Below are 12,472 nucleotides of genomic sequence, written 5' to 3' on the forward strand. Positions count from 1 at the left end.
TCCGCTCTCATGCATGTTCACGGACAATGCGTCTGAGCTCCTCGCCCCTGTCCAGCAGCCTTGCCCCTGCTCATCGACGCAGCTCAACAGGGGCGGGGCAGCTCAGCAGGGGCGTGAACCGGGTGGGTCGCCGGCTAAGCTTCCCGGCGCCGCTCCGGCAGGTGCAGTCGCGCGAGGTACCGGTCGGCCCGGGTGGGCACGCGGTCCCGATCCCGCAGCGAGACGATGACGACCACCGCAGTGGCCAGCGGAATCGCCCACGCGGCAGGCTGCGCCAGCAGGGCGGCCGCGAGTGCGGCATCCGCTCCCGACAATGCCTCGCCGACGAGAGCCGATCCCAGCAGCGCCGCCCCGCAGGTGAGGGCCCCCACCAGCATCCCTGCCGCAGCGCCCCGTGCGGTGAGACCGCGCCACCACACCCCGAGCAGGATCACCGGCGTGAGACTGGTCGCGGCCACGAGGAACACCGTGCCCACGCTCGAGACCAGCGCCTCGGGGCCGGTCAGCAGCGCCACGCCCAGCGGCACCACCACGCACAGCACGGCCGACAGCCGGAACGAGCGCACCGAGCCGTCGAAGACGTCCTGGCTGATCACGCCGGCCAGCGACACGACCAGGCCCGACGACGTGGACAGGAACGCGGCGAACGCCCCCGCGACCACCAGCGCGGTCAGCAGCGTGCCCAGTGGCCCTGGCAGTACGCGCGAGGGCAGTGCCAGCACGACCGTGTCGGCCAGTCCCGGATGCGCGAGATCGGGGGTGACGACCCGGGCGATGAGCCCCATCGTGCCCGAGACCGCGTAGAACGCGCCGATCATCGCCACCACCAGCACCGTCGTGCGCCGCGCGGAACCGCCGTCGGGGCTGGTGTAGAAGCGCACCAGCACGTGCGGCAGGCCGATCGTGCCCAGCAGCAGCGCCAGCATCAGCGATCCGGTCGCATAGGGATGCGTCGCCGCCGGTCCGAGCTCCACCGGGAACGCCTGCAGGGGCTCCATCGCCGGCGAAAGCTCCGGCTCACGGCCGGACAGCGCGATCAGCAGGACGACCGCGGGCACCAGCAGCGCGGTGAGCTTGAGCCAGTACTGCATGCCCTGCACCACGGTGATGGCCCGCATGCCGCCCGCCGCGACCAGCCCGCACACCACGACCGCGACCACCACGGCGCCCGCCCATCCGGGCAGGTCGGCCACCACTTTCAGGGCGAGGGACGCGCCGTGCAGTTGAGGCACGATGTACAGCCAGCCGATCACCACCACCAGCACGCTGGTGAGCCGTCGCACGGCCTTCGACTCCAGCCGCGCTTCGATGAAGTCGGGAATCGTGTACGCGCCGCTGCGGCGCAGCGGGGCCGCGACGAACAGCAGCAGGAGCAGGTAGCCGGCCGCGTAGCCGATCGGGAACCAGAACCCGTCGGCACCCACCAGCAGCACCAGCCCGGCAAGGCCCAGGAACGTGCCGGCGGAGAGGTACTCGCCGCTGATGGCCGAGGCGTTCCACACCGAGCGCACGCTGCGGGATGCCACGAAGAAGTCACCGGTGGTGCGACTGAGCCGCACGCCCATCGCGCCCAGCACCACGGTCGCGATGAGCACCAGCACCACCGCGGCGATGTCGAGAGCGGGATTCACGCGTGCTCCTCGTCAGTGTCCGCCAGGGAGCGGTATCTGCGCTCATTGCGGGCGGCGCCGCGGGCGAACAGGACCGCGAACACCAGGATGAGCGGGTAGTAGCCGTAGGCCTGCAGCAGCCACGACAGCGGCACTCCGAACAGGATCGGATCGGCCGTGCGCGCGATGATGAAGATGGATGCCGTGAACACCAGCGACACCAGCAGGAAGCCCACCAGGCTCCCCGCTGCAAGGCGCAGCTGCGCACGCATCAGCCCGTGCAGGAACACCGTGTCGGCCTCGTGCACGGGCGCACCGGGCAGGGCGATCCCCGAGGTGCCAGGGCTCTCGGCGGCGGCAGCGTCGTCGGCCGACACCCGCACCCGGCGGGGCTCCTCGGGGTCGTCGGTCATCGCCGGTCCGCCCGCACCAGACGGCTGCGCACGGCGGGGATCAGCCGACGGCTGACGGGCAGTTCGATCTCGGCAAGCACCACCACGGGTGAAGGGCCGCTCAGCCGCAGCTCGGTGACAGCGTCGGCGTGCACGAGGTACGAGCGGTGGATGCGCACGAAGCCGGCCGCGGCCCAGCTCTCCTCCAGCTCCGAGATGGGCGTGCGGACGAGATGGTCGTCGCCCGATGCCGTCCACAACCGCGAATAGTCGCCCTCGGCCTTCACCCAGCGCACGTCCCCGCGTCGCACCAGTCGCACCGCCTGGCCGACCGGCACGGGCACGGTCTCGCCATCCTCGCCGTCGACGCCCTCCACGCCCGCCCGCACCGCCAGCACACGGTCCACGGCCCGCCGCAGCCGTGCCGGGCGGATGGGCTTGAGCACGTAGTCCACGGCGCGCACGTCGAACGCCTCCAGCGCCCCTGCATCGTCGGCGGTGACGAAGACCACGGCCGGGCGCTGCACGAAGTGCTCCAGTGCCCGCGCCAGGTCGAAACCGCTCACGCCGGGCATGTGGATGTCGAGGAACACCGCGTCCACGGCCTCGGCCGACAGCATCCGCAGCGCATCCGCGCCGCTGGACGCCTGATGGATGGCGCCGATCCTGGCGTCCGCGCGCAGGAAGGCCGCCAACTCGGCGAGTGCGGGCGGCTCGTCGTCGGCGACCAGCACGTCCAGAATCACGGCGCGTCCGTCTCGTGCAGGGGCTGCGACTTCGGTATCCGCATCCGCACCATGGTACCCGCGCCGGTGTTCGTCTCCACGACCAGTCCCCCGGCCGGGCCGTACAGCCGACGCAACCGGGTGTCGACGTTGCGCAGCCCCACGTGCGTGACGGGTGCGGGGCCGGACAGCGCGGCCCGCAGCTGCTCGGGATCCATGCCGGCGCCGTCGTCCTCGACCGAGATCTCGGTGTGCGTGATCTCGTCGACGGCGGCGATCACGATGCGCCCGCCCTGCGCCAGCGGCTCCAGCCCGTGCTTGACGGCGTTCTCGACCAGCGGCTGCACGGACAGGAACGGGATCACCGTCGACAGCGTCTCGGGCGCGATGCGCAGCCGCACGTCGAGCCGTTCGCCGAACCGGGCGCGCTCCAGCTCGAGGTAGTGACGGATGCTGCCCAGTTCCTGCGCGAGGGTGGTGAACTCCCCGCGCTGGCGGAACGAGTACCGCGTGAAGTCGGCGAAGTCCAGCACCAGTTCGCGCGCCCGTTCCGGATCCGTGGTGATGAACGAGGCGATGGCCGCCAGCGAGTTGTAGATGAAGTGGGGGCTGATCTGCGCGCGCAGCGCGCGCAGCTCGGCCTCGGCCAGGCTCGCCCGCGACTCTTCCAGCTCGGTCATCGCGATCTGCGTCGCGCACCACTGAGCCACCTCGCCGGTCGCGCGCACCAGCGGGCCGCGGACGGTCTCCGCGAACGCGATCAGCACGCCGCGCACCTCGCCGCCCAGCAGCATGGGCGCGCCGACGGCCTCTGCCGCGGCGCCGGGGGCGTCCCTGCGCGGGAACACCTGCCGTCTGCCGGTCTCGCGCACCCGGTCGGCGATGCGCCGGGCCGAAGTCTCCAGTCCCGTCACAGCCCCGTCGGTGGCGACCGCGCCGTCGCCCATCACGATCGCGACGGCCTGCGCTCCCAGCAGCGTGTGCAGATGCCGCGCGGCCCTGGTGAGGTCGGGACCCTGATCTCCTCTGAGCTCGGCGGCGGCCAGCCCCGCCACATGCAGGGTGCGCGACGTGGCTCGCTCGGCCTCGCCTCCGAGGTCGCGCGAGCCGCGCGCGAGCCTGCGCACCAGCACCAGGGCGAGGGTCAGCAGCACGCCGACGGCGACGCCCAGGATGCCGGCGAGCACCGCCTGGTCGGTCATGCGCTCAGCATACGGCCGACCGGGCGGAGCCGCTCAGCAGCACCGGGCGCCGGGGTTGCGGTCCTGGTCGGCCATCCGGTCGCGCCAGAACTGCCGTTCGGTCGGCACCTCGGCATCCGGATGATGCGCGCGCTGGTGCGCGATGTAGGTGTCGTAGGCGCCGTCGCCCATCAGTGCGGTGACATACCAGCGGATGCCGGACGCCGCGCTCCGCACCCACCGCCAGGCGGCGGCGGGTGCGGAGCGGACCGCGGGGTCCTGCGTCCTCGCGATGGCGGTCATCAGTGCCTCGATGCTCCCCGGCCGGCAGGCTGCGCAGCGTCGTGCTCGGCCCACCGCGCTTCCAGCTCGCGCTCGGCGCGGGTCGGGATGAGGCTCGCGGGAGCGAAGCGGCGGGAGGGAACCGGGGCGTCCTCGCCGTCGTCGGAGACGCCGTCGCGAATGGCTCTGATGCCCACGATCACGGCGACGATCATCACGACTGCGGTCAGCACAACGAAGATGATCGACAGCGTGCCCTGTACGGCGGTGTTGCGGATCACGGCCTCGACGACCTCGGGCTTGCCGAGGCTGCCGTCGCCTGCCGCCTGCGCGGCGCGGTACTTGGCGTTGTTGGCCCAGTAACCGATGCCCGGCACCGGCGAGAAGATCTTGTACAGGGATGCCGTGATGGTGATCACCGCCGTGAACGCCAGCGGCACGGCGATGATCCACAGCCAGCGCACGTAGCTGCGGCCCCGCTTGGCCACGATGGCGAACACCACGGCGAGCGCGATGCCGGCCAGCAGCTGGTTGGCGATGCCGAACAGCGGGAAGAACGTGTTGATTCCGCCGAGGGGGTCGGTCACACCGAGGATGAGGATGTAACCCCAGGCCGCGACCATGATCGCCGTGCACACCCACACGCCCGGGCGCCAGCTGACGTCACGGAAGCGGGGGAAGAACGCGCCGATGGAGTCCTGCAGCATGAAGCGCGCCACGCGCGTGCCGGCGTCGACGGCGGTCAGGATGAACAGCGCCTCGAACATGATGGCGAAGTGGTACCAGAAGCCCATGATCGACGGACCGCCGATGAGCTGGTGCATGATGTGCGCCAGGCCCAGCGCCAGGGTCGGCGCACCGCCGGTGCGGGAGATCACGCTGGGCTCCCCGACTCCGGCTGCCGTGTTCGTGAGCATCTCGGGGGTGACGTGCACGCCGGTCAGACCCAGCGAGTTCACGAACGCCGCCGCGTGCTCGACCGTACCGCCGGTGAGGGCTGCGGGGGCATTCATGGCGAAGTAGATGCCCTGGTCGATGGAGATCGCGGCGACCAGCGCCATGATGGCGACGAACGACTCCATGAGCATGCCGCCGTATCCGATGAACTTGGTCTGGCGCTCCTTCTCGATGAGCTTCGGCGTGGTGCCCGAGGAGATCAGCGCGTGGAAGCCCGACAGGGCGCCGCAGGCGATGGTCACGAACAGGAACGGGAACAGCGAACCGGAGAACACCGGGCCCATGCCGTTGGAGGCGAAATCGGTGAACGCGGGGACGGCGATCTCGGGGCGCACCAGCACGATGGCGCCGGCCAGCATGACGATCACGCCGACCTTCATGAAGGTGGACAGGTAGTCGCGCGGGGCCAGCAGCAGCCACACGGGCAGGACCGCGGCGATGAAGCCGTAGATGATGAGGGCCCACGCGAGAGTGGTGCGGTCCAGCGAGAACACGGCCTGGCCCCACTCGGTGCCGGCGACCGCGCCGCCGCCGATGATCGCGGCCATCAGCAGCACGAAGCCGATGAGGGAGACCTCGGTGATCTTGCCGGGGCGGATGAACCGCAGGTACAGGCCCATGAAGATGGCGATCGGCAGCGTCATGCCGACGCTGAAGACGCCCCACGGGCTCTCGCCGAGAGCATTGACGACGACCAGCGCGAGGATGGCGATGATGATCACCATGATCAGCAGCGAGGCGATGATGGCGGCCGTGCCGCCGATCCTGCCCAGCGTGTCACGGGCCATCTGGCCGATGGAGCGGCCGCTACGGCGCATGGAGAAGAACAGCACCGTGTAGTCCTGCACAGCACCTGCCAGCACGACGCCCACGATGATCCAGATGGTTCCGGGCAGGAAGCCCATCTGCGCAGCCAGCACGGGGCCGACCAGCGGGCCGGCGCCGGCGATGGCGGCGAAGTGGTGGCCGTACAGCACGCGGCGGTCGGTGGGGACGAAGTCCTTGCCGTCCTCGAGGATCTCAGCCGGAGTGGCTCGGCGGTCGTCGGGGCGCAGGATGTACTTCTCGATCACCTTGGCGTAGAACCGGTAGCCGATCAGGTAGGTGCACACCGCGGCGAACACGAACCAGATGGCGTTGACGGTCTCGCCGCGCACGATGGCCAGCATCGTCCAGGCGACGGCGCCCAGCAGGGCGATGGCGGTCCAGAGCAGGATCTTGGGCAGGGTCCAGCGGTTCTCCCGCTCGTGCTCTTTCTCGGATACGGCGACGGGCGGAAGCTTCGGGTCCTGTTCGAGGACGCCGTTCTTGCCCCGCCCATGGGGCATGGCAGCTGTCATGGGGGTTTCTCCTTCACACGCGACCTTGCGTGCCTTCACACGCGACTTTGCGTGCCGTCAGGATAGAAGGGGCGCACCGCGCGGGCGCGGCCGGTGAGGCTCGCTGGTGCGGTCGTGCGACGAGCGGTGCCGCTGGCGCGACGAACGGCAGCATCCGACCGAGCTCGGGACAGTGATTTCATTCTTGTGACGCTCGACATAATGCTGATATCGTCAGGTTATGAGCAGCGAAGCGAACGAGCGCGAACTCGAAGAGGGAATCGTCACCGACTTCAAGAACCGGATGACGTACGGCTCGTACCTCGACCTGGACAAGCTGCTGGATGCGCAGCATCCGGTCTCCCAGCCCGAGCACCACGACGAGCTGCTGTTCATCGTCCAGCACCAGACCACCGAGCTGTGGCTGAAGCTCATGATCCACGAGCTCGGACGCGCCCGCGACCTGCTGGCCGCCGACGACCTGCGCGAGGCGCTCAAGCCCATCGCCCGCATCAAGCACATCCAGGATGTGATCACCCGGCAGTGGTCGGTGCTGGCCACACTGACCCCCACCGAATACTCGGAGTTCCGCGGGTTCCTGGGCAATGCCTCGGGCTTCCAGTCCGTGCAGTACCGCTGCGTGGAGTTCGCGCTCGGCAACAAGAACGAGAAGATGCTGAGCGTCTTCCGCAGTCACCCCGAGAACCTCGCGATGCTCACCGCCGAGTGGGAGCGCCCGACACTGTATGACGAGTTCCTGCGCCTGGTCGCCCGGCGCGGCCTGTCGGTGCCGGCATCCATCCTCGAGCGCGACGTGCGCCTGCCGTACCGCGAGACCCCCGAGCTGATCCCCGTGATCAAGGAGGTCTACGAGAACACGCACGAGCATTGGGAGCTGTACGAGGCGTGCGAGGAACTCGTCGACGTGGAGGACAACTTCCAGTTCTGGCGCTTCCGCCATCTGCGCACGGTCACCCGCACCATCGGCATGAAGCGCGGCACCGGCGGGTCGACCGGCGTCGACTTCCTGCAGCGCGCTCTCTCGCTGACCTTCTTCCCCGAGCTGTACAGCGTGCGGACCGAAATCGGCCGATGATCGAGCTCCGCCACGTCGAAGGCGGCATCGTCACGGGCCGCTTCACCGACCACCACGTGCACCTGCAGCTGGTCGATCACCGTCTGCTGGCGGGTTCGCGGCTGGGCCGCGTGGTGGATCTGGGTGCGGAGCCTTCGTGGGTGCGGGAGCTCGCGCGCGAAGTCCGGAGCGCGGGCTGGATGGAAAACGCCGGTCCAGAGGCCTCCGCAGCAGCACTTTCCATCCAGGCCGAGTCCAGTCGGATGGAATTCGCCCGGTCCGAGGGCCAGGGACCTGCGGAAAGCATCCCGACCGACGTCGCGATCGAGTACGCCGGCGCCTTCCTCACCGCACCCGGCGGGTATCCATCGGATCGTGCCTGGGCTCCGGCGGGTTCCGTGCGCGAGGTGACGGATGTTGCAGACGCGGCGAGCGCGGTGGGCGAGCTGGCTGCTGCCGGGGCCTCGTGCATCAAGGCCGTGCTGCACAGCGAGGCCGGCCCGGTGCTGGACGACGACGTGTTCAGCGCCATCGTCGAGGCCGCCGCCGCCCACGACCTGCCGGTCGTCGCGCACGCGGAGGGCGCCGGCCAGGCGCAGCGCGCCGCACGCCTGGGCGCCGATCTGCTGGCGCACGCACCGTTCACCGAGCGCCTGGGCGACGACGAGATCGCCGCGCAGGCGGCATCCGTTCAGTGGATCTCCACGCTGGCCATCCACGACGCCCAGCACCGCGGCATCGCCATCGACAATGTGCGTCGGTTCGCCGCGGCGGGCGGCATGGTTCTCTACGGCACCGACATGGGCAACGGTCCGGGCCCCGTCGACCTGCGCACCGACGAACTCGACGCCCTGCGCGAGGCCGGGATCGACGGCATGCGCCTGCTGAAGGCGCTCGCGCCGTCCGGCCCGGAGGCCCTGTTCGTTCCCCATGGCGATCCCGCCGCCGCACGACCACTCACCCGTTCCGAGCTGGAGGCCTGACATGACCGAATCCACCGCCCCCGAATCACCCGAGGACGAGCACCGCCGCGTGGCCGGCGTGAGCGCTCCCGACCTGCTCAGCGAGGCCCGCCGTCTCGATGCCGCCGACCCGCTGGCCCGCCACCTCGACGCATTCGCCGACGCTCCCGGCGTGACCGCCTACCTCGACGGCAACTCGCTGGGCCGCCCGCTGAAGGACCTGCCCGAGAAGGCCGCCGCGTTCATCCGCGAGGACTGGGGCACGCGTCTGATCCGCTCCTGGGACGAGCAGTGGATGGAGTTGCCGATGACGCTCGGCGACCGCATCGCGGAGGTCACGCTGGGTGCCGCCGCCGGACAGACCGTCATCGCGGACTCCACGAGCGTGCTGCTGTACAAGCTGATGCGCGCGGGGATCGCAGCGCGCCCGGGCCGCGATGAGATCGTCATCGAGGCAGGCAACTTCCCCACCGACCGCTTCATCGCCGCCGGCGTGGCGAAGGAGGCCGGCGCGACGCTGCGCTGGGTGGAGCCGGATGAGATCACCGGCGTCAGCGTCGCGGATGTCGCCGCCGTCGTCTCCGAGCGCACGGCACTGGTCGTGCTGAGCCACGTGGACTACCGCTCCGGTGCGCTGGCCGACATGCCCGCCATCACGTCCGCCGTGCACGAGGCCGGTGCGCTCATGCTGTGGGACCTGTGCCATTCGGTGGGCGTCGTGCCCATGCAGCTGGATGCCTGGGGCGTGGACATGGCCGTCGGATGCACGTACAAGTACCTGAACGGCGGGCCCGGCTCCCCCGCATTCGCGTACCTGCGCACCGAGCACCACGGCTCGATCACGCAGCCCATCCACGGCTGGTGGAGCGCTGCCGACATCTTCGCCATGGGTCCCGAGTACGCGCCGGTGAACAGCATCCGCCAGTTGCTGAGCGGAACCCCGCCGGTGCTGTCGATGCTGGGGATGCAGGGGATGCTGGACATCATCGAGGCCGAGGGCGTCACGGCCGTCCGGGCCAAGTCGGTCTCGCTGACCGACTTCGCCGTGCGCGCCTACGACGAACTGCTCGCCCCGCTGGGCGTGCGACTGCTGTCGACGCGGGATGCCGCGCACCGCGGCGGCCACATCACGATCGGGCACGACTCGTTCCAGCAGGTCACGAAGACGCTGTGGAGCGAGGGGATCATCCCCGACTTCCGGTTCCCCGACGGCATCCGCCTGGGCCTCTCGCCCCTGAGCACCTCTCACTCCGAGACGCTGCGCGGCATCGCCGCCGTGCGCGACGCCCTGCTCGCCTGACCCCCGCCTCATGCCCGCCATGCCTTTTTCGCCGAACCCCCTCACCACCGCCGAAGCCCCTCGTGATTCGCGTCGCTCAGGAGGGGTCTCGGCGACCAGGAGGGGTGTCGGTGAGGTGGGTGGCGCGGTGCTCGACGACGTCGACGCCCGCCCGGGCAGCACTACCTCACTGCTGCGGACGGTGATCGGTCTGTACCTTCGACCGCTGGGCGGGACCATCACGTCCGCGGCGCTGGTCCGGCTGGCCGAGGATCTCGGCATCCCCGCGGCGCGGGCGCGCACGGCGATCACCAGGCTGAAGAAGCATGGGCTGCTGCTGGACGGCCCCGGCCTCCTGACCCTGAACCCGGCCGCGGTCCCGATGCTGGAGCGCGGCGACCGGCGCATCTTCGCCGTGCGCACCATGCACGCCGGCGACGAGTGGATGCTGGTGTCGGCGACCATCCCGGAGACCCGGCGCGACCTGCGGCACCAGCTGCGCAGACGGCTGCAGTACCTGGGTGCGGGCGCCGTCTCGGCCGGGCTGTGGATCCTGCCCGGGCATCTGGATGCGGAGGTCGAGGAACTGCTCGACGAGGTCGGCGCTCGCGAGTTCGCGACGCTGTTCCGCACTGCGGACCCTCGGCCCGCCGTCCCGCTGGCCGAAGCGGCGGCGAGCTGGTGGGATCTGGACGCGCTGCGTGGCGAGCATGAGCGCTTCCTGGCATCGGTGGAAGAGCTCGACACAACGCGCCCGTTCGCCGCCTACACCCGGCTGCTGGACAGCTGGCGCGTGATCCCCTACACGGACCCCGGCCTGCCTGCCGAGATGCTCCCCGCCGACTGGCCGGGCAACCGCAGCGTCGAGGCGTTCCAGCGCCTGCGTGCCGAGTTGGCCGACGCCGCGCTCGCGCATGTGCGGGATGCCGTGGGCTGAGTGTGCTCAGCCGATCTCGGCGATGAAGGCGGCGACGTGCTCCTGCAGGCGCAGCATCCGCAGTTCGCGGGCGAGTTCGCGGTCGTAGCCCTCATAGGCCAGGGGCGGCAGCCTTCGGACGTTCGCCGAGCAGCCGAAGTTCTCGCAGATCAGCGTGCCGATGGTGTCGCCCTTGCGGCCGGCGGCTCCGCCCTTGCGGGCCGAGAAGAACTGCACGTCGTTGCGCAGGGTGACGTCATCGCACCACGAGCACTGGGCTCGCCGCGCGGTACGCTGCTCGGTGCGCTGCAGCAGCACGCCGGCCAGGCCGTCCTCGGTCTCGACCACGACGTAGGCCCGGCGGGGCATCTTCGGATCGAACCAGCCGAGATAGTCGAGCCCCGAGAAGGCCAGCTCGTCGAAGCCGGGCGGCAGGGTGAGAGACGAGACCTCCTTGCGGGAGGCGTTGCGGAAGGACGCGCGGATGGCGCGCTCGTCGATGGGACGCATGAGAAGTGCTTTCTGTTCGGAACCGCCGGGTTGGCGGGAGTTGGGCGGGCCCGGAAACGGGCGCGGCAAGAGACAAGAGAAGGAGCCCGGATGCCGGGTACGACGCTTCTCCGGTGACGGGGGTTCCGCCGCCGGATCGTTCTCAGCCTCTGCCGTCGGCGCGTGACGCGCCGACGATCACCTCTCGCGCCGTACGGGCGCACTCATGGAACAGCACGTCGGCAAGTGTACGCCGCCGCTGCGGACAGCTCACCCTGAACGCCGTCAGCGGGCATTGTTTCGTCGCGTTTCACCACGAGTCGACCGCGCCCGATCACGGACGTAGCCTCGGAGCATCCGATCGTGAGGAGATCACCGTGACCAGCCCGCAGACCCGCCTTTCGCCCGTCGAGGTGACTGAGCGTGCTGCGTGCATGTGCGACCACGGCTACGCCTGCTCCTCATTCGCTCCGGGCCACGCGCTGCACCTGATCCAGGCGCGGCTGGCCTCGGCCACTCCGCAGGGCTGGGCGGATGCCCTGGTGGACGCCGCGGACGCGGCATCCGGAGTCGTCACCCTGCGCACACTGGACGGCGAGAGCATCACGGTCTGGAACGCCGGCGGCGCGGCGCTCGAGGTCATTGCGGGCACGCCGGTGGCTCTGCACCGCAACTACCACGTGCTGGCGGTCGGCACGGCGCTGTACAACGTCGCCCGCTGAGGCTCAGCTCGCCTGTTTCGCGATGGGGCACTGAGCCCGTCGAAGAGTCGTCAACTCGCCATCTTCATCATGGACTCGCGCATCGCCATGCAGGCGTCCATGCAGGCCTTGCACGACTGAGCGCACATCCGGCAGACCTCGCTCATCTCGGCGTGCTCCATGCACTTGTCCATGGCGTACTGGCACATCGCCATGCAGGCATCGAGCATCGACATCATCACGGCTGGAGTCATGCCCTGCATCCGCATCATGCCGCGCATCATGGTGTTGCACATGTCGGCGCAGTTCATGCATGCCGGGGCGCAGTCCATCATCTGCATCGCGCAGACCGTGCACGCCTGCTCGCAGGCCGAGCACGCATCCATGCACGCCTGCATGACGGCCATGTCCATCATCTCCATGCCGGGCATCTTCATCTCCGCGGACATGGCGTCCATCATCATCGAATCCATCGCGCACCGCTCCTCGTCATCGGCTCTCGCCGGCTGCGGGCGGGCAGGTGGACCCGCCTGAGGCTCAGCGTACGCCGGGGAGTATGCCGCGTCGATAGGCGGATGCCGTTG

At 70.0% G+C, this 12,472-nt stretch carries 13 protein-coding genes; 5 read left to right on the top strand and 8 right to left on the bottom strand.

Annotated elements, in window-relative coordinates; all coding sequences use genetic code 11:
• Positions 1-134: 134 nt before the first annotated feature.
• Genes WA967_RS07970 through WA967_RS07995 form a run of 6 tightly spaced genes read right to left on the bottom strand, consistent with a single transcriptional unit; the run spans position 135 to position 6,487 of the window.
• Positions 135-1,631: a cation acetate symporter gene (locus WA967_RS07970; protein WP_424420944.1), complete on the bottom strand. Its 1,497-nt coding sequence runs from the start codon at positions 1,629-1,631 to the stop codon at positions 135-137.
• Positions 1,628-2,023 (bottom strand): heavy metal transporter, encoded by a 396-nt coding sequence (locus WA967_RS07975; protein WP_424420946.1) that lies wholly within the window; start codon positions 2,021-2,023, stop codon positions 1,628-1,630. Before WA967_RS07975 ends, WA967_RS07970 begins: the two co-directional genes overlap by 4 nt.
• Positions 2,020-2,745: a LytR/AlgR family response regulator transcription factor gene (locus WA967_RS07980; protein WP_424421042.1), complete on the bottom strand. Its 726-nt coding sequence runs from the start codon at positions 2,743-2,745 to the stop codon at positions 2,020-2,022. The genes WA967_RS07975 and WA967_RS07980 overlap by 4 nt, the downstream gene beginning before the upstream one ends.
• Entirely contained in the window at positions 2,745-3,929 is a 1,185-nt protein-coding gene (locus WA967_RS07985) for a sensor histidine kinase (protein WP_424420948.1), read from the bottom strand. Before WA967_RS07985 ends, WA967_RS07980 begins: the two co-directional genes overlap by 1 nt.
• A gap of 33 nt (positions 3,930-3,962) precedes the next feature.
• Complete coding sequence (locus WA967_RS07990) at positions 3,963-4,211, bottom strand: YbdD/YjiX family protein (protein WP_424420950.1); 249 nt, start codon at positions 4,209-4,211, stop codon at positions 3,963-3,965.
• The gene (locus tag WA967_RS07995; protein ID WP_424420953.1) at positions 4,211-6,487 is read right to left on the bottom strand and encodes a carbon starvation CstA family protein; all 2,277 of its coding nucleotides are present in this window, start codon (positions 6,485-6,487) and stop codon (positions 4,211-4,213) included. Before WA967_RS07995 ends, WA967_RS07990 begins: the two co-directional genes overlap by 1 nt.
• A gap of 220 nt (positions 6,488-6,707) precedes the next feature.
• Here WA967_RS07995 and WA967_RS08000 point away from each other — a divergent pair, with 220 nt between their 5' ends.
• The 4 genes from WA967_RS08000 (at position 6,708) to WA967_RS08015 (ending at position 10,719) form a co-directional block, all read left to right on the top strand.
• The gene (locus WA967_RS08000) at positions 6,708-7,562 is read left to right on the top strand and encodes a tryptophan 2,3-dioxygenase (protein WP_424420955.1); all 855 of its coding nucleotides are present in this window, start codon (positions 6,708-6,710) and stop codon (positions 7,560-7,562) included.
• Positions 7,559-8,524 (top strand): hydrolase, encoded by a 966-nt coding sequence (locus WA967_RS08005; RefSeq protein WP_424420958.1) that lies wholly within the window; start codon positions 7,559-7,561, stop codon positions 8,522-8,524. Before WA967_RS08000 ends, WA967_RS08005 begins: the two co-directional genes overlap by 4 nt.
• Before the next feature lies 1 nt (position 8,525).
• Positions 8,526-9,803, top strand: coding sequence for a kynureninase (locus WA967_RS08010; RefSeq protein WP_424420960.1), 1,278 nt, complete (start codon positions 8,526-8,528; stop codon positions 9,801-9,803).
• 127 nt (positions 9,804-9,930) lie between these two features.
• Positions 9,931-10,719, top strand: coding sequence for a PaaX family transcriptional regulator C-terminal domain-containing protein (locus WA967_RS08015; RefSeq protein ID WP_424420963.1), 789 nt, complete (start codon positions 9,931-9,933; stop codon positions 10,717-10,719).
• 6 nt (positions 10,720-10,725) lie between these two features.
• Here WA967_RS08015 and WA967_RS08020 read toward each other — a convergent pair whose 3' ends face one another.
• Positions 10,726-11,208, bottom strand: coding sequence for an FBP domain-containing protein (locus tag WA967_RS08020; protein ID WP_424420966.1), 483 nt, complete (start codon positions 11,206-11,208; stop codon positions 10,726-10,728).
• A gap of 356 nt (positions 11,209-11,564) precedes the next feature.
• Here WA967_RS08020 and WA967_RS08025 point away from each other — a divergent pair, with 356 nt between their 5' ends.
• Entirely contained in the window at positions 11,565-11,909 is a 345-nt protein-coding gene (locus tag WA967_RS08025) for a hypothetical protein (protein WP_424420969.1), read from the top strand.
• A gap of 50 nt (positions 11,910-11,959) precedes the next feature.
• On the opposite strand, the gene WA967_RS08030 is transcribed toward WA967_RS08025, so the two are convergent.
• Positions 11,960-12,361, bottom strand: a complete 402-nt coding sequence (locus tag WA967_RS08030) for a hypothetical protein (RefSeq protein ID WP_424420972.1) — start codon at positions 12,359-12,361, stop codon at positions 11,960-11,962.
• Positions 12,362-12,472 lie beyond the last annotated feature (111 nt).

It is taken from the genome of Microbacterium sp., assembly GCF_049650565.1.
GTDB lineage: Bacteria > Actinomycetota > Actinomycetes > Actinomycetales > Microbacteriaceae > Microbacterium.